Genomic DNA, 17,635 nt, shown 5'->3' on the forward strand with positions numbered 1-17,635 from the left:
AGAAAAGACAGGATTTCGAAGTCGGTGTCGAATTTTATAGGTATAGAGATAAATAGGGGGCAATGTCTGAAGCTAATTAGGGGGACTGTAAATGTTAGAATTTGAAAACAATATCGATCAATTTGCCACTATAAAAGTAATTGGGGTTGGCGGCGGAGGGAATAATGCTGTGAACCGAATGATTGAGGACGGCGTACAGGGAGTGGAATTCATTGCTGTGAATACAGATGCGCAGGCTCTTAACATGTCAAAAGCGGAGGTCACGATGCAAATCGGCGGTTCGCTGACCAGGGGCCTGGGCGCTGGTGCCAAACCTGAAATCGGCAGAAAGGCTGTCGAAGAAAGCAGACAGCAGATCAGTGATGCCCTGGAAGGTGCGGACATGGTGTTCGTAACGGCCGGAATGGGCGGCGGAACCGGGACCGGAGCTGCGCCGGAGATTGCCCATATCGCACGCGAACTTGGTGCACTTACAATTGGAGTGGTGACTCGTCCGTTCACTTTTGAAGGCCGCAAGCGGGCACAAAATGCGGCAGCCGGAATTGAAGAGATGAAGAAAGCCGTTAATACATTAATCATCATTCCAAATGAGCGATTGCTGGAAATCGTCGACAAGAGAACACCAATGATTGAAGCCTTCCGTGAGGCGGACAATGTCCTCAGGCAGGGTGTCCAAGGCATTTCCGACTTGATCGCCGTGCCAGGCATGATTAACCTTGACTTTGCTGACGTTAAAACGATCATGTCCAACAAAGGAACAGCTCTCATGGGCATCGGTGTAGCTTCAGGCGATGACCGTGCTGTCGAAGCTGCCAAAAAAGCCATCTCCTCGCCATTGCTTGAAACGAGCATCAATGGCGCGAAAGGAGTTCTGATGAACATCACAGGCGGCATGAACCTCAGTTTGTATGAAGTCCAGGAAGCGGCCGACATTGTGGCGGCTGCAACAGATGACCAGCTTAACATGATTTTTGGATCGGTCATCAATGAAAATCTCGATAAAGAAATCATGGTGACCGTGATTGCGACAGGCTTCGATCCTAATGAGGAGGAAGCTCCGCTGTCTAACACATCCCGCCGACCTGGAGACATGATTGGTAATTCCCGTGGGCAATACCAGTCTCAGTCGAGACAGCGAGAGGCTGTTGCCTATGCAGAACCGGCGGATTACGGGCGAGGCCAAAACTATAACCAGTCCGGCAGCAATGGCCAATCCGGTAACTACAACCAATCCGGAGGCAATGGCCAATACGATAACTACAACCAATCTGGAAAGTACAGCCAGCCGCCTGCCTACGAAGAGTCTGAGAATTACGAACGGGGTACAAAGGATCAAGAAGAGTCTCTTGAAATTCCATCGTTCTTGCGGAAGCGAAGCAGAAGGCGGTAATCCAAGGAACAAAAGGCCAAATCATTTGCGATTTGGCCTTTTTGAATAGGTAAAAACAAACGTTCATTCCGCATTTTTAACGTATTATAGATTTAATTAAAAGGAAGGTTGAATTATGGAGCAATGGCTCATGTGCCGTAAGCGCAGGGACGTACCTTGTGCTTCGAAGCAGCCACAGCTTCGGACAGGAATTCGGTGGTTGCAGTCAAAGCTGTCAGAAGTAGCGTCAGGTTCGGACAGGAAATCGGTGTTTGCGGCCAAAGCTGTCAGAAGTAGCTTCTACACTACTACAATGATTTACTTCATTAATTTCTCTGGATTTTTCATTTTTATCGAAACAACTTCTCCGCAATCCAAACAAACTGTGTAAATTTTTTCAGTCTCAAGTGTCATCTTTTTATCCATCGGACGAAGGTTGACGAAGTCCATCGCTTGGACAAAAGAACTTCCACCACAATTAGTTGCATTTCTTATATTAAGTAGTCATTATATTTTCAACCCTTTCGTTATAGTTCCTATTACTTTACCAACTCTAAAATGGTCTCAATATTCATATATATTCGGTGTATTGTGGTAAGGAATCTTAATAATAAGAATCTAGTCTAAGGAGGAGAATATTCGCACTTTTTCTTAAGAGTTTTTGCAAAGGAGATTTACCGATACTCCATAAAATTCGTATATGAAAGCGCCTCTGGTGAGAGACACCAAATCGGAGATGATATATAATAATGTTCAAGGAGGTGAGAGTGATGCAACAGCAAATACTAGATATTTTAACGAGCATGCAAAAGGATCTAAGCGAGGTAAAAGGTGACGTAACGAACGTTAAAAAAAATCTCGGTGCCCTACAAAATGATGTAACGAACGTTAAAGAAAATCTCGGTGTCCTACAGAATGATGTATCGAACGTTAAAGAAAATCTCGGTGTCCTACAGAATGATGTATCGAACGTTAAAAAAGATCTCGGTATCTTACAAAATGATGTAAAGAGCGTTAAAAAAGATCTTATTGGCTTAAAGAGTGATGTATCAAACGTTAAAAGAGATCTCGGTGTCCTACAGAATGACGTATCGAACGTTAAAAAAGATCTCGGTATCTTACAAAATGATGTAACGAACGTTAAAAAAGATCTCGGTGTCTTACAGAATGATGTATCGAACGTTAAAAAAGATCTCGGTGTCTTACAGAATGATGTATCGAACGTTAAAGAAGATCTAAGTGTCTTTCAAAATGATGTAACGAATATGCATATAAGCCTTAAACAAGTACATGCAGACATTCACGAAGTCAAAACAACTGTAGATAGGATAGAGTTAGCTCAAACTGAGGACGTTATTAGAATCCTAAAAGTAAATAAAAAGAAAACTGATTTTGAAGTTGAATATTTGAACAACAGATTAACAGAAATGGACAAGCGTATATATGTTTTAGAAAAAAAGTGAGAAGCAGTGCAACATTGTTAAATTTTATTTCTTAAGGCATTATTATTCTTAATAAGATCTTTTGAAGGGGAGGGAAAACCATGGAACAAATTTTAAATCAAATATTGTTTGAAATGAAAAATATGCGCGCCGATGTCAATGAGCTGAAAGAGATGCGTGCGGATGTCAGTGAGCTAAAAGAGATGCGTGCCGATGTCAGTGAGCTGAAAGAGATGCGTGCGGATGTCAGTGAGTTGAAAGAGATGCGTGCAGATGTCAATGAACTGAAAGAGATGCGTGCGGATGTCAGTGAGCTGAAAGAGATGCGTGCGGATGTTAATGATCTGAAAAATATGCGTGAAGATATGGAAGACTTGAAAGTTATGCGTGCAGATCTAAATGATTTGAAAGAAGGTCAGAAAAGACTGGAAATCGGGCAAGAAAAATTGCAAAAGAATCTTATCGCTAGTCTGGGATTATATACAGACAAAATTGTTGAACATTTTGATGCTAGTACTGAAGTTTTAAACAAAAGAGTCTATAAAGTGGAAACAGAGGTCGAGCGATTGAGCAGACGGTAAGGGGATAGAATCAAACTGACTTTTGGCTTCTCTTAAGTAAACTAATTGCACCTATGATTAAGTAATAAACATAATTTACTTCACACATTCCCCGAAGACAGTTTTTTCCTATTGCCACAAAATACTAATTCTTCTTGTACCTAACCAGATCATTTCCCACATTTATCTACCTTTTCTCTTGATTCCAACGTCATACCTAAAACTAAGTAGAAATGATTCCTCTTTTGCACAATAAAATTATAGTTGAAATATGGTAATTCATCTTATGTGTTACTTCCTTTGCAAATCCAGAAGATCATACCAAAATTCCCTTCGTAACCATGGTATAGTTTATTTTGATCGGGGGGAAACCGAATGGAAGAAACCTTGAATTTAATTTTGAATGAATTAAAAGAACTGAAAGCGGGCCAGCAAGAGCTGAACGAAGTAAACAAGGAACTGAGAGAAGGACAGCAAGAGCTGAAAGATGGTTTTGTAGAATTGAATGTAGAACAGAAAGAACTGAACAATAGATACAAGGAACTGAGAGAAGGTCAGCAAGAGCTGAAAGATGGTTTTGTAGAATTGAATGTAGAACAGAAAGAACTGAACTATAGATACAAGGAACTGAGAGAAGGGCAGCAAGATCTGAAAGTTGGTTTTGTAGAATTGAATGTAGATCAGAAAGAACTGAACAATAGATACAAGGAACTGAAAGAAGGACAGCAAGATCTGAAAGATGGTTTTGTAGAATTAAATGTAGAACAGAAAGAACTGAACAATAGATACAAGGAACTGAGAGAAGGGCAGCAAGATCTGAAAGATGGTTTTGTAGAATTAAATGTAGAACAGAAAGAACTGAACAATAGATACAAGGAACTGAGAGAACGGCAGCAAGATCTGAAAGTTGGTTTTGTAGAATTGAATGTAGATCAGAAAGAACTTAAAGATGGATTTCTGGTACTGAAAAGAGGACAGCAAGAACTCAAGGATGGACACCGCGATCTAAAACACGGACAGAAAGTATTGCAAAAGGATGTTTCGAGTATTAAAGATAATCTGATTAATGGGCTTGGCCCATTTTTTGAACAAATAGAGAAACATGTTGATACAAAGACAGATGAACTGAAAAGATATATTGGGAGACCAACAAAGAGTTATTGATACGCTAGCTGCTTGTTCAATTAAGCACGAAGGCGAAATAAAAGATTTTAAACACATACTGAAAAACCAGTAAGGGGCGATTTTGCTCCTTTTTTTGTTGTTCTCAATAAGCTTTAGACTTATCTTTCCTTATCTGAGTTTCTAAACCCAATGTACCTAATGAGCAATGCTGAAATTGCTAATCTTTATCCAGAATGTTATCCGTATTTTGTGATGCCGAATTTAATGCCAATAAGCTGAGATTTAAAATATCAACCCCTGCAATTAAGTAGCTACAGTAAAAATTGAATATTTTTTTACAATAGATGTGTTATGAAATAATGGGGTGTCTAGGAAAATGGTTTTCCTTCGGAGGGGAATTATAAAGAGCCATGTTTCAAAAAGTGTAATATTTTAGTAGAAAAGAAATTACATATTGAGTATCGGGTAAATTTATGCGACAATTTAATGGAAATATTTTACTGAAAAAGGGAGCTGTCTGTATGAAGAGTCCTAGAAAAAAATTTATTAAAAAAAGGTATCCAATCCTCTTAACATTACTCATAACCCTATGGATCTGGTATGGTTCCTATCACCTCGGATTTAATATTGGGGAGTTCTTCGCAAATATAAAAAACGAATAGTAGCAGTACTGAATTCTAATTCTTGGGTGAATTACTGTAGGGCAACGAGGAAGTTTATATTATGGTTTATGGCTTCATTTTAAATTTGATTAAAATACAATTCTAAGGAGATAAGGATGAGGAAAAGAGAATTATTCACTTTATCAGCATTGGCATTTTCTATGGGCATTGTTTTGGGATTTTTAATTTCACCAGCGAAAAATGGTTTTGGCAATAATTCTGGTAATAACATTAAGAATTACTATTATAGCAAGCCGTCAAAAGATGATGAATCATGATTTTTTAATAGAATCTTAGAGCAAGGTGAAATTGTTTTTATGGATGGAATTATGATAGGTGTAAAGGGAGAACTTTTGAATGAATCATAAGTTAATTGAACAGATACAAAGTGAACATCATGATTTAATCATTAACGATTTTTATGTTAATGAAATGGGCCAGAATAATGACGTCATTATTGTTAATGAATCTCTGGTCTTCAGATTTCCTAAATATAAGCAAGGAATCATTCAATTAAGAAGAGAAACGGAGATTTTAAAATACATAAAAGATATCGTAAAGGTGCCCACCCCGATTCCTATATACGAGTCCTTTGATGAGTTAGAGCCGGGTAAGGTCTTTACTGGCTATAGATTAATTGAAGGCAATCCTTTGTGGAGGAAAAGTTTACTTGAAATCAAGAGTGATGAGCAGCTTAGAGGGCTGGCTTCACAACTGGTTTCTTTTCTTGCAGCCATGCATTCTATTTCTGGAGATTTTGCAAGTCGGGAATTACATTTGGAGGCCCGTCATCCTCGGGAGGAAATGAGTGCTCTTTATGAAAAAATTCAAGATAAATTGTTTCCTTTTATGAGTAAGGAATCTCAAATCAGTGTATCAGAGTCGTTCGAGGATTTTCTAAAAGGAGAAGCACTTTCAAAGGTGAATCTTGCCTTAATCCATGGGGATTTCGGCGCTTCCAACATTTTATGGAATTCAGTGACTGGTGAAATTTCCGGTATCATCGATTTTGGTGGTTCTGGTATAGGGGACCCCGCGTATGACTTTGCGGGGCTACTCTCCAGTTATGGTGAAGATTTTTTTAATAGGTGTATTGATCAGTATCCGAAAGGTAAAGAAATAGTTAAGCGTGTTCATTTTTATAAAAGTACCTTCGCCCTGCAGGAAGCACTGCATGGAATAGAGAATGACGATCGACAGGCTTTTGAAGCTGGTATTCAGAATTATAGATAGTTGTGAAGGAGAGCAGATCATAGCTTTCCTATTTTTACAGGATGGAGAAATGCCGCCGTTAACGCGGCGTTTCTCATTTTAATAAAATTATTAATTCTCCGCAGGAACATCTTTTCAAATGATATAATTATATAATTCATACACTATATAATAAATGGAAAGAGTGAAGAGTATTACATTAATTATGTTATAGTGACAGGTTTCAGGTGGAAGAGGCCAAAGCTGTCAAGAAAAAGTTGTTATTGTGACAGGTTCAGGTGAGAGAGCTCAAAGCTGTCAAGAAAGAGCCGTAATTGTGACAGGTTTCAGGTGGAAGAGGCCAAAGCTGTCAAGAAAACACCGTTATTGTGACAGCTTTTCAGGTTGAACTCCCAAAGTTGTCAAGAAAACACCGTTATTGTGACAGGTTTCAGGTGGAAGAGGCCAAAGCTGTCAAGAAAACACCGTTATTGTGACAGCTTTCAGGTGAGAGAGCTCAAAGTTGTCAAGAAAACACTGTTATTGTGACAGGTTTCAGGTGGAAGTGCTCAAAGCTGTCAAGAAAAAGCCGTTATTGTGACAGGTTTCAAGTGAAAGAGGTCAAAGCTGTCAAGAAAAAGCCGTTATTGTGACAGGTTTCAGGTGAAAGAGCACAAAGCTGTCAAGAAAAAGCTGTTATTGTGACAGGTTTGCAGGTTGGATTCCCAAAGCTCTCAAGAAAACACCGTTATTGTGACAGCTTTTCAGGTTGAACTCCCAAAGTTGTCAAGAAAACACCGTTATTGTGACAGGTTTCAGGTGGAAAAGGCCAAAGCTGTCAAGAAAACACCGTTATTGTGACAGCTTTCAGGTGAGAGAGCTCAAAGTTGTCAAGAAAACACTGTTATTGTGACAGGTTTCAGGTGGAAGTGCTCAAAGCTGTCAAGAAAAAGCCGTTATTGTGACAGGTTTCAGGTGAAAGAGGTCAAAGCTGTCAAGTATCGCCATGGCAATCCCAGGGTTCAAAAAAAACCGCTTTACTGCATTCGAGCAGAAGTAATAGAGTATTTAAAGTTAAGAATCAACAAATGGTTGAATGCAAGGAGGGGGATAGATTGATCCAGAGGCTTGGAAACGCACCTTATTTACTTCTGGTTGGTGCTGCGTTATTTTGGGGCGGGAATGCGGTTGCTGGAAAGTTTCTTGCTGATTCGCTGCCGCCGGTGACGATTTCGTTCACCCGTCTGGGGATTGGGGTCCTGATCATGTCTCCGGTTATTATCAGGCTGTTCAGACATGAAAGGGCAGCCTTAAGAGAGCACTTCAAGCTGCTGTTATTCCTGGCTGTGACGGGGGTAATTGGATTTAATCTGCTGATTTATTGGGCAGTCAATTACACGACGGCGATTAATGCAACTTTATTGAATAGTACTAGTCCTCTGTTCATTTTCCTGCTTTCAGCTCTTCTGATCGGAGAAAAAATGGAGTTGAAGTACTGGGTGTCGATGGCGATTTCAATGGTCGGTGTGCTGATTGTCATCACGCATGGGTCAGTTGAGAGGATGCTAGCTTTGCAGTTTAATATTGGCGATTTGATTATGGTGCTGGCTGTAATTTCGTGGTCTTTATATTCTATTAATATTAAAAAGATTTCCGGGAAGCTGCCATCGCTTGCAATTTTCGGTTTTACGCTGGCGCTTGGTTTTATAGTGATGATTCCAGCAATGGCTATAGAGTTGGCGTTCGTTCCGGTTGGTAAAGTGAATCTTGCAGAGTGGAGTGCTTTATTTTACATAGGAATTTTCCCGTCCATATGCTCGTTTTTGTTATGGAATCGTGCAGTTGCATTGATTGGACCATCGAAAGCGTCCATTTCTTTGAACCTAATTCCGGTGTTTGGTACAGTCGCAGCGTTTTTTATCCTGGGCGAGGTTATTGCCATTCCGCAAATCATTGGTGGCTGCCTTGTTTTTATTGGGGTATTCATTACTTCTTTTACGAAAAAGAAAGCAGTGCAGTTGGCAGAAGAAGGTTAGATTTGACTGGACAGCGCAAAAAATATATAAACTTTGAGACAGCGATTTGTTCGCTGTTTTTTTGTGCCTGTTTTACTGTTTCTATGACTTTTTTAATAGATGAAGGGTCTAAAGGCTTATTCAAGTGCTTGTCTCATATTGTCAAAACATTCATACTTTTTACACTATTAAAATGTTGCTAATTTACTATATCATTTATTTAGCGTCCCGAAATGTATGAGAAGGAGGGATGAAATAAGGGGCGACGACTTTTGGGAAAGGGGATACATAAAATGGTTAAAAGATTAATGAAAATCGCAACGGCTGCCTTGATCCTTGTGCTTGCGTTCAGCTCAGCTGCATATGCAGCGCTACAGCCTGGAGGGCCGTCTACAAATGGTAATACTAACATTAACAGTACCCTCTCTTACAATGAAGTGATCAAAATCCTTGAAGACATCGAGAGAAGCAGCAAGGGAAAGGTAGAAGTATCGACCCTTGATCAGTATGGAAAGTCAGAACAGGGCAGAAGTATTTATGTTGCAAAAGTGGGGACAGGCCCTCAAAAAATCTGGATTCAGGCCCAAATCCATGGGAACGAGAAATTGGTTACCGAAGCAGCTCTTCAGCTTTTAAAAACGTATGCGAAAAGCGGAGACAAGGATGTTGAAAAGGTGCTTGAAGAGGCAACTCTTTATTTCATCCCAATGTATAATCCGGATGGAGCAGAAATGAACATCCGCCATACGAAATTGACTGACAGCGGAAAATTAATCGACTTAAACCGTGATTGGACTCTTGAAGGCTTTGAGGCCGCAGAATCAGAAGTAGTCTACGCCTACTGGGCAGACGTTAAGCCAGATTTCGCTATCGACCTACACCATCAGGGATTTAAGCAAGTGTATGGAACAGACGAATCTACATCGTTCTCCCTTGGCATCTCACTTGCCCCGGATGGTCCTACACTTCCTGGTACAGGATATAATGACATCACAAAGCAGATGATGGCCTATGTCTATGATGATTTGAAAGATTATGGCTATACACATATTGACCGCTACCAGGTCGCCATCGATAGAGAAGCAGGAACAGCCTACGATATCGATATCAAGGGTGGCGTTGTATCAGCTATGATGATGGGGCTGAACTACAAGGATCTGAACCCGGATAACCACAGCCATCCAGCCGTATTCTTTGAAACAAAAGGAAATTCCACTGATGGAAGCCTTGGGCAAAAATCAAATGGCTACCTGACAAAGCAGAATTACCTGGCATTGAAATCGCTGGTGCACGGTTATGTAACTGGAGAAGTCGAAAAGGTGAATCCAGAAGACTGGTATAACATCCCGTATTATCCTCTTGCAGGGTACATGACGGATTATAATGGATTTGTACCTGTTGGATCTGGCAGCGGCTACTAATAGTTTTGTAAGGAAGTGTCTCAATTTTATGATTGGGACACTTTCTTTTTGATTGTGTCCGAAACACTATTAAAAAGGAAATTTCCTTGTTGAGGCGAACTTATTAGGTATTGAATTTATTTTTTTAAAAAGGATGCAAACCTAAAAGGAGGCCGTATGGAGTCTTTAAAGCCTATTAAAAGAAGCCCTGTGAGAATTTATCTTGGGAAAAAGTATTACCGTTCCAAAAGATATTTGGATTGGATCTTCGGGAACAAGAAATTCTCTGTGAAAAAAGAAGATCGTCCGCTGAAACATCAGGTTTTCACCCATCAAACTTTACTTCTTCGAGAATTGAAGGATGTTGATATGTGGTTACAGCATAACAAGGTGAAGAATCTCAAAATCGCAACTCAAAAGCTGAATAAAGTGATCATCCGGCCCGGCGAAACCTTCTCTTATTGGAGGTTACTCGGAAATACAACCAAGAGCAAAGGCTATGTAGATGGTATGATTCTTCATTATGGCAAGGTTACGACAGGGGTTGGCGGAGGTCTATGCCAATTATCGAACTTGATTTATTGGATGACTTTACACACTCCATTAACCATTACAGAAAGATATCGGCATAGCTACGATGTTTTTCCGGATTCCAAAAGAAGTCAGCCTTTTGGCAGTGGAGCCACTTGTGCTTATAATTACCTTGACCTGCAAATTAAAAATGAGACGAATAACACCTATCAATTAGTTGTTTATTTGAATGACACTCATTTAGTTGGTGAATGGAGGTCTGAGTCCCAACCGATCCAAACGTATGAAGTGTATGAGCGGGAGCATTTAATCACTCGGGAATACTGGGGAGGATATGTAAGACATAATACCATTCACCGCAAGGTATTTAACAAGGAGAAAATACAAATCGATGATGAGTTTGTTACTGAAAATCACGCTATAATGATGTATGAGCCGTTGCTGGAGCAGCAGACTGAGAAAGTTAATTAAGATTACATAAGGTATTTTAAAAAAAGATCTAGTAAATGTGTAGGGGATTAAATAGAGTTTTAATTAGGAGGATTACATATGTACGTAGAAGGTTTTGTGGAGGTTACCGGCGGGAGAGTCTGGTATGAAATTTACAATAAAGACGCGGAAGGGACCCCTGTTGTTATTTTACATGGTGGGCCAGGGTCTTCGACTTATTCGTTAAAAGCTTTGAAGGCGCTTGGCAAGGATCGGCCTGTTGTAATGTATGACCAGCTTGGCTGCGGGAAGTCGGATCGTCCGGATGATCTGTCGCTTTGGAATATTGACCGGTTTGTTGAGGAGCTCGGTCAGGTTCGTGAGGCGCTAAAGCTTGATGAAGTTCATATTCTTGGACACTCATGGGGTACGACTCTGGCGGCAGCTTATGTGCTGACAAAGCCAAGCGGCGTGAAGAGCGTGATTTTTTCAAGTCCGTGTTTGAGTGCTCCGCTGTGGGAAGAAGATCAGAAGCGGAATATCGCTAAGCTGCCGGAAGACGTGCAGGAGACGATCATACGTTGTGAAGAAAGCGGTGAGACGGACTCTGAAGAGTTTAAGGCTGCAATCAAGGTGTTTAACAAGGAATTCGTTTTCCGCGGAGTGCCGGATTTGGAATGGCTGAAAGCTGGAGCTGGCATGAAGAACCCAGTCGTATATGAAACGATGTGGGGACCATCCGAATTTACAGTGAAGGGCAATTTAAAGACTTTCGATTGCACACCGCAATTGGGAGAAATCGAGTGTCCAACGCTATATACATGTGGCCGGTTTGATGAGGCGACACCTGAATCCACAGAGTATTATGCAAGGCTGACGCCAGGGTCTGAATTCCATGTTTTTGAAAAAAGTGCCCATATGCCATATATGGAGGAGCCGGAAGAGTATCTGCAGGTTATTGGTGATTTTTTGAAAAAAGTCGATCGCCAGGTGTGACTTTTCTTATACTGCTTCGTAAACCCTTTATGCTATGTTAACAGTGTTAATTAAGTCATAAAGGAGTTTTTCTCATGAGCTGTGGATGTTCTAGATTAGAAGATGGCAAAGCAATTGTTGACCATGTGAAGAGTAAAGGTAAGGAAAAGATAAAGCCACGCGTCGCGCACCAGATCGCGTGTGAATGCGGTGAAATGTTCACGATGGAAGCGGTCATCACAAACTGCCCAAGCTGCGGCATGACTTACGGTGTCACACCATGCAGTTCCGGTGATATCAATAAGGTTAAAGCCGCAGGAATTCAATACGCATAAGGAAAAAATCTCTCGAGATCTCGAGGGATTTTTTGGTTGGGGGGCTATAAGAATCGGCTGTGCGTGAAGAAAGTGTTTCTTGAAGAGGGGGATTATTGGAAGATCATTGTTTGGAAATTGATTAAAAACCTTTAATATCACCTCCCGTCCCTATGAACAATATAGAAAAAATTAGATCACCGTATCAGATTCTTCAACTAGTTCAAAATGAGTTTTAAAAACGGTATGCTTCTTGCCAAGTTTGTTGGTGACTATATAAGTAGTTTCAAACTCTCTATCGACATCATATTTATGACCTACATTGAATTCCAACTCTAAACCTTCGTTATTGATACAAATAACTTTTCGCATAATTATCCTCCTGGGAAATGAATCCTTGTTTTATATAGTTTCGCATGAAGTGTGTTTTTTATGTCTTTTTTATAGTGTGGGGAATCGTTTGTAACCCAAATGAAAAATTGGTAAAATTCGATTGCAATTTCCAGTTCGACAATAAAGTTGTGAAAATCGCTAATAAAATCATTTTTTCGCTAATAAGTGGCTGGTTTTCTCCAATGGCTATGTTCGTATAATTTTTTGCTGAGGATACCATAGTGTTATACTAATTGAACTTATTATGACTGGAGCGATTCCTTTAAGGTGGCTAGATATGTACGAACAATTTTCATACCTTACCAAAGATGAACAGATAAAGCTTTTCTTTGCTATGAAAGAAGAATTTTTTCCTGATTCTACTACCACTATTTGGAAAAATGTAGATATTCGGGAGAAGAGGTTATCTAATGGGTTAGCCTGTGAACATTGTGGAAGTATGGCTGTTAAAAGAAATGGTACGTATAAAGCCCGTCAACGTTATCTTTGTAAGGATTGTGGCAAATCGTTTAATGATATGACCGCCACCCCTTTGTCTGGTACTAAATCACTATCGGAGAAGAAAGGTTTCTAGCTCGTTTCTAGAAATGGTTAATAAAAATTGGAATTAACCGATTAGATAAACTTATAACCTTCAATTGAATTAATTTAATTTTTAGACAAATAAAAGTATGGTAGTCTAAAAATGAATGGAAGGGGGAAAAAAATGAAAGCTATAATTCAAAATGAATTTGGTGATGCTAGTGTCCTTACCTACTCAGATGTTGATTTACCTATAATAGGTGAAAATGAAGTTTTGATAAAAGTTGCTTATACAAGTGTTAATTATGCAGATATAAAAAAGCGTAAAGGAAATAAAGGAAAAGGTAAATTTCCTTTAACCCTTGGATTGGATGTTTCAGGGACAATTGAAGAGGTCTCTCCTAAATCTAACTTTTCAAAAGGAGAACGGGTTATAGCCTTCCCGAAATCTGGTGCATATGCAGAGTATGTTGTAGCAAATGAGCAATTAGTATTTAAAATTCCAGATAGTCTACCGTTTGAACAAGCCGCATCAATGCCAACGGTTTCTATTTTATCCTATATGCTTCTATATGATATCGGTCAAGTCAAAAAAACAGATACGATTGTAATACATAGTGCAGCAGGTGGTGTAGGCTCAATGCTCGTACAATTAGCAAAATTAGCTGGTGTTCAAAGAATAATAGGAACTGTTGGGAATCTAACTAAAGAAAATTATGTAAAAACATTGGGAGCTAATATTGTTTGTACCTACGATACATTCGTTGAGGAAGTATTAAAGGAAACGAATAATTTTGGGGCTAATGTTATCTTTGATTCGGTTGCTGGTGACGTCTCTAGTAAGAGTTTTGAATGCTTAGGACTGTATGGGACACTTGTTCAATTTGGCAATAGTAGTGGGAAAGCTGGTACTTTTAAAACAAGCGATGTCCATAGTAGTTGTAGAAACATTAAAGGTTTTAGCTTAGGGACGACGAGGAAACATTGTCCAGACCGATTAGCACCTGTCGCAGAAAAAGTTTTAGAAATGTTTGCTTCTAAAAAATTGACACTTCCTATTGCTCAAGTCTTCAATTTATCTGATGTGAAACTTGCTCACAAATTAATTGAAAGCCGTAATTATGAAGGTAAAGTGTTAATCAAAGTTTAAAGAATAAAAGAAGACTCTAAAGAGGGTCTTCTTTTATTTATTATAATAGCAACAATCTATTAGAACATAGCCTCTCCAATATAAATTCCAGACACTTAAAAGGGCGTCTTCCAATTTACGGTTTAAGCAAAAAAGAGCCGATTATTATGATAAAATCATAGAAGACTACAATCGGGGGACCAATTTATGAGTACAAATACATATTTTTATCAATTTTTAGAGCCGATTTCAAAGGAATTGGCATTGCTGGCCAAGGAATTAGAAAATAGTATCTTTTCCAGCCCAAGAACGATGCTGACTCATTCGCGGGTGTTTATTGAAAATATTCTGCAGCAGGTGACGAAAGAAGAAGGAATTACAGAGGATGCTAGGACTGGTTTGAAGGAACGGCTGGATCTGCTTAATGATCAGGGTTATTTAATTCCTGAGATTCGCGACGCGCTGCATTTGGTGAGGCGGATGGGGAACCAGGCGGCACACGATGCGAGGATGTTCCGCTTTTCTGAGGCGCTTTTATCGTGGGAAGCTTTGTATAGCATTGTGAAATGGTATGTTGAGGTATACGGTCCAGTGGACGTAGTGGTACCGGAATATCAGGATCCTTCTCCCCAGGCAGAAAAAACGTTTGATATGACTGAACTTGAGGTCAGGTTGAAGGGTTTGGAGGATCTGTTGAAAAATCCTCCTCCGCAACAAGCTGAAACTCCAGCGAGGGAAGAAGTAGCAGTGGCTGTTGCTTCTACTGCTGTTGATGTTCAGGAAACGCCTGGGTTTACGCCAATCAGGACGATTACTTACAAGGGCCGGACACTTGATATCCCTTACTTCCTCCGTGATGCGTTTCTTTTGCCGCAACGATTTGATAAATCGGAAACTTTCCTGATTCGTCTTGGTGCTGAACAGGAAGCGCGAATCATGAGCGAGCTGCCAGGTGATCTGGAAGGTCTGCATAAGAATGTAAAGCGTTATAACGAGAAGAATGATGAGCAATTTTTCGAAGAGCTTGGAATCTTCATTGAAGAAGAGAAAGTACGCAGAAACCTGACATTGAAGCGTCAGGGGGAGCTGTTTTTCTTTTACAAGGCGAGTCATATTGTGGTGACGGAAGAATTGAAAAAAGTTCCGCTAACTGCTGAGGAATTCACGGGCATTCCAAGTTTGTTAAGGCAATTGAATGAAGATCAAATCTATACAGTCGGCCAGCTTCCAATGGAGCTTGTGATCTTAGCGAAGTATGCCAATGTTGGAGTAGGGACTGTCGAGAAATTGTTCGACCAGCTGAAGGCAAAGGTAACAGACAAGTCCGTGCATGCTGATGACGACTCTTCAACAGAGCGGAAAAGCTTCAAGAAGTGGGAATCTTTATATGTAAAAGTAAAGCTGAATGGTGGTCAATCAGTTATTGAGGGCTCTAGCGTTCCAGCGATCTGGAAGGAAGCATTGAAATGGATTGAGGCCAATCGTTTGCCACTGCATGACCTGGTTAAAGCGGGGGTCATTCTTGGGTCTACAGATAATGGGAAGCGTTTTGCCATTGCCCTCCAGCCGATCCATCCAGATCAAAGGCCATTTACGCAGCTTCATACCTATCAGTCTCAACTTACAGGTGAAGTATATTATCTAGAAACGAAGATTAATCCTAAGTCTGGGCTTGAGACATTGAGTAAGGTTTTGACTCGACTGGGTGTTGAGGTGGATATCCCGCTTTTGAAGGGTGAATAGTAAACGACAGACTGCCGTGGTGACGCCACGGCAGTTTTTTAGCAATATGTTACTTCCTCTTTTGGGCTTTCAATTTGTTCATTTCCAGTTCAGCTGCATATTCCTCTTGCGATTTACCTTGCTTGAAGCTTTCAGATTGGATTTTCCTGAACTTGTTGTCATTTTGATTTGGCATGAAAAAACCTCCTTTTTATCATGAGTATTTTGTTCAAAGTCTGGAGGATTATTCTGTCATTCAGAAGTAGAAAAGAGAAACTAGATTTTTAAAAAAACAAATGGTTAAATTTCTCATAATTCTATATTATTTTGCTATTCCGTATATAATGAAAGCGCTTTACATGTGAAACTATTCACAAGTATAATAAGAGTGTAAATAAAACATTATTCATTTCCGGGAGGAATTGCAATGTTAGCTGACCTTATCTATGAATTCAAGAGCTGGTGGATTGGAGATTTACCAAGAGGCGGAAATGAGGAATTTGAAAGAATCGAATCAAAGCATACGAGAGTTCATCACGATGAAGATATATATGAAATCATTCGAGTGCATTAAAAGCAAAGCAATCTGCAGTCCGATTCCAAAGTGAGTTGGACTGTTTTTATTTTATAGTAGATAATAACTTCTGACTGTTATATGATTAGACTTCCTTAATGTTTGTTTTTTCCTATGCGAAAATGGATAAAACTAAACAATGAACGTACAAGAATATGGAGTTGATCTTTTGAGTAAAGCGAAGGGCAAGAGCGGAACAGGAAGAGGTACTGGCAAGAAGGGCTGGAATCGCTGGCAAGCAAGTGCGAATAAAGCTAAGAGTTTCAAGCCGTACAAAAGTAAAGGTGTAAAACATGGGGATGCTTCAAAGGATGATTCATCCGAAAAATAGTATTATCATGATGCGTTGATCCAGTTGTGGATCGACGCTTTTTTTATTGAGGGGATTATAATTCAATAAATTAATTATAAATTTTAATAAAAATTTATTGTAAAACGATAAATAACATGATAAATTCAAAATGACATTAATTGAATGAGGTGCTTTTTATGAAAAAAGGTTCAACACTTTTTTTGAAGGTAGCTGTTATTTTTATTGGCCTACCGGTTTTAGCTTTGTGTCTGTTCTTATTCCCTCAGATCGCGTCTGAGGCGAATGAGGCAATGGAAAGAGGTTCAGATTTAGCTCTTGCGGTTTACGCAATTTTAATGGTTCTGTATGTTTCGGCCGTTCCATTTTACTTCGCTCTGTATCAATCATTTAACCTTTTAACGTATATCGACAGGAACCAGGCTTTCTCTGACTTATCTGTAATCGCTCTAAAGAAAATCAAAAATAGTGCGATCATTATCAGCGGATTATACGTGGTTGCGCTCCCATTCGTCTATGCTTTAGCGGAGGTAGATGATGCTCCGGGCCTTATCCTCATCGGCATGGGGATGGTTTTTGCTCCGTTAGTGGTTGCTGTTTTTGCAGCAGTTCTGCAGCGACTTTTAAAAGAAGCCATCGATTACAAAGAAGAGAACGACTTAATAGTCTGAGGTGATAATAATGGCAATTATAATTAATATTGATGTGATGTTGGCAAAAAGGAAAATGAGCGTAACAGAGCTTTCAGATCGAGTTGGAATCACGATGGCTAACCTTTCGATTTTGAAAAATGGAAAAGCCAAAGCGATACGGCTTTCCACTCTTGAGGCCATTTGCAAAGCTTTAGAATGCCAGCCAGGAGATATATTGGAGTATAAGAGTGATGAAGAGTATTGACATGAGAAGCAGAATCGTAAAGTGCTAATTGAGGTTATCAAACCTTCTATAACTATAGTGTGCGGTTATCCAGAG

At 39.7% G+C, this 17,635-nt stretch carries 19 protein-coding genes and 2 pseudogenes; 19 read left to right on the forward strand and 2 right to left on the reverse strand.

The annotated features are described in order from the left end of the window. Positions 1-91: 91 nt before the first annotated feature. The 12 genes and pseudogenes from ftsZ to AC0VX7_RS11405 all read left to right on the forward strand — a co-directional run. Positions 92-1,057, forward strand: a pseudogene (gene ftsZ / locus AC0VX7_RS11350) (cell division protein FtsZ); the annotation flags it as partial. A 448-nt stretch (positions 1,058-1,505) separates the two neighbouring features. Then, the gene (locus AC0VX7_RS11355) at positions 1,506-1,760 is read left to right on the forward strand and encodes a hypothetical protein (protein ID WP_475427921.1); all 255 of its coding nucleotides are present in this window, start codon (positions 1,506-1,508) and stop codon (positions 1,758-1,760) included. Between the two features lie 379 nt (positions 1,761-2,139). After that, positions 2,140-2,832 carry a hypothetical protein gene (locus AC0VX7_RS11360; RefSeq protein WP_475427922.1) on the forward strand — a complete coding sequence of 231 codons (693 nt, stop codon included), beginning with the start codon at positions 2,140-2,142 and terminating at the stop codon, positions 2,830-2,832. Positions 2,833-2,912: 80 nt separating this feature from the next. After that, complete coding sequence (locus tag AC0VX7_RS11365; RefSeq protein WP_475427923.1) at positions 2,913-3,392, forward strand: hypothetical protein; 480 nt, start codon at positions 2,913-2,915, stop codon at positions 3,390-3,392. Positions 3,393-3,746: 354 nt separating this feature from the next. Continuing rightward, positions 3,747-4,535, forward strand: a complete 789-nt coding sequence (locus tag AC0VX7_RS11370) for a hypothetical protein (RefSeq protein WP_475427924.1) — start codon at positions 3,747-3,749, stop codon at positions 4,533-4,535. A gap of 739 nt (positions 4,536-5,274) precedes the next feature. Further along, complete coding sequence (locus AC0VX7_RS11375) at positions 5,275-5,436, forward strand: hypothetical protein (RefSeq protein WP_475427925.1); 162 nt, start codon at positions 5,275-5,277, stop codon at positions 5,434-5,436. A gap of 79 nt (positions 5,437-5,515) precedes the next feature. After that, a complete protein-coding gene (locus AC0VX7_RS11380) occupies positions 5,516-6,391 on the forward strand; it encodes a phosphotransferase family protein (protein WP_475427926.1) in 876 nt (291 codons plus the stop codon). A gap of 1,073 nt (positions 6,392-7,464) precedes the next feature. Beyond that, a complete protein-coding gene (locus AC0VX7_RS11385) occupies positions 7,465-8,385 on the forward strand; it encodes a DMT family transporter (protein ID WP_475427927.1) in 921 nt (306 codons plus the stop codon). 272 nt (positions 8,386-8,657) lie between these two features. After that, positions 8,658-9,785 carry a M14 family zinc carboxypeptidase gene (locus AC0VX7_RS11390; protein WP_475427928.1) on the forward strand — a complete coding sequence of 376 codons (1,128 nt, stop codon included), beginning with the start codon at positions 8,658-8,660 and terminating at the stop codon, positions 9,783-9,785. Between the two features lie 156 nt (positions 9,786-9,941). Beyond that, positions 9,942-10,766, forward strand: coding sequence for a VanW family protein (locus AC0VX7_RS11395; protein ID WP_475427929.1), 825 nt, complete (start codon positions 9,942-9,944; stop codon positions 10,764-10,766). 78 nt (positions 10,767-10,844) lie between these two features. Further along, the gene (locus AC0VX7_RS11400) at positions 10,845-11,720 is read left to right on the forward strand and encodes a proline iminopeptidase-family hydrolase (RefSeq protein WP_475427930.1); all 876 of its coding nucleotides are present in this window, start codon (positions 10,845-10,847) and stop codon (positions 11,718-11,720) included. 74 nt (positions 11,721-11,794) lie between these two features. Continuing rightward, a complete protein-coding gene (locus tag AC0VX7_RS11405; protein ID WP_041964159.1) occupies positions 11,795-12,034 on the forward strand; it encodes a hypothetical protein in 240 nt (79 codons plus the stop codon). Positions 12,035-12,205: 171 nt separating this feature from the next. On the opposite strand, the gene AC0VX7_RS11410 is transcribed toward AC0VX7_RS11405, so the two are convergent. Then, the gene (locus tag AC0VX7_RS11410) at positions 12,206-12,385 is read right to left on the reverse strand and encodes a hypothetical protein (RefSeq protein WP_475427931.1); all 180 of its coding nucleotides are present in this window, start codon (positions 12,383-12,385) and stop codon (positions 12,206-12,208) included. Between the two features lie 265 nt (positions 12,386-12,650). On the opposite strand from AC0VX7_RS11410, the pseudogene AC0VX7_RS11415 reads away from it, so the two are divergent. The 3 genes and pseudogenes from AC0VX7_RS11415 to AC0VX7_RS11425 form a co-directional block, all read left to right on the forward strand. Continuing rightward, positions 12,651-12,953: pseudogene (locus tag AC0VX7_RS11415) on the forward strand (transposase); the annotation flags it as partial. Positions 12,954-13,112: 159 nt separating this feature from the next. Continuing rightward, positions 13,113-14,078, forward strand: coding sequence for a quinone oxidoreductase family protein (locus tag AC0VX7_RS11420; RefSeq protein ID WP_475427932.1), 966 nt, complete (start codon positions 13,113-13,115; stop codon positions 14,076-14,078). Between the two features lie 186 nt (positions 14,079-14,264). Further along, the gene (locus tag AC0VX7_RS11425) at positions 14,265-15,800 is read left to right on the forward strand and encodes a DUF4145 domain-containing protein (RefSeq protein ID WP_475427933.1); all 1,536 of its coding nucleotides are present in this window, start codon (positions 14,265-14,267) and stop codon (positions 15,798-15,800) included. A gap of 49 nt (positions 15,801-15,849) precedes the next feature. On the opposite strand, the gene AC0VX7_RS11430 is transcribed toward AC0VX7_RS11425, so the two are convergent. After that, on the reverse strand, positions 15,850-15,975 hold the full coding sequence (locus tag AC0VX7_RS11430; protein WP_023614463.1) for a hypothetical protein: 126 nt from the start codon (positions 15,973-15,975) through the stop codon (positions 15,850-15,852). 231 nt (positions 15,976-16,206) lie between these two features. Here AC0VX7_RS11430 and AC0VX7_RS11435 point away from each other — a divergent pair, with 231 nt between their 5' ends. The 4 genes from AC0VX7_RS11435 to AC0VX7_RS11450 all read left to right on the forward strand — a co-directional run bounded on the left by AC0VX7_RS11435 (position 16,207) and on the right by AC0VX7_RS11450 (position 17,560). Next, positions 16,207-16,353, forward strand: a complete 147-nt coding sequence (locus AC0VX7_RS11435; protein WP_475427934.1) for a hypothetical protein — start codon at positions 16,207-16,209, stop codon at positions 16,351-16,353. Positions 16,354-16,522: 169 nt separating this feature from the next. Next, the gene (locus AC0VX7_RS11440; protein ID WP_475427935.1) at positions 16,523-16,684 is read left to right on the forward strand and encodes a DUF3934 domain-containing protein; all 162 of its coding nucleotides are present in this window, start codon (positions 16,523-16,525) and stop codon (positions 16,682-16,684) included. Positions 16,685-16,842: 158 nt separating this feature from the next. Further along, positions 16,843-17,334, forward strand: a complete 492-nt coding sequence (locus AC0VX7_RS11445) for a DUF2975 domain-containing protein (RefSeq protein WP_475427936.1) — start codon at positions 16,843-16,845, stop codon at positions 17,332-17,334. A 10-nt stretch (positions 17,335-17,344) separates the two neighbouring features. After that, positions 17,345-17,560: a helix-turn-helix domain-containing protein gene (locus tag AC0VX7_RS11450; protein ID WP_213367441.1), complete on the forward strand. Its 216-nt coding sequence runs from the start codon at positions 17,345-17,347 to the stop codon at positions 17,558-17,560. Positions 17,561-17,635 lie beyond the last annotated feature (75 nt).

It is taken from the genome of Mesobacillus sp. QJM3NY_10 (assembly GCF_056173465.1).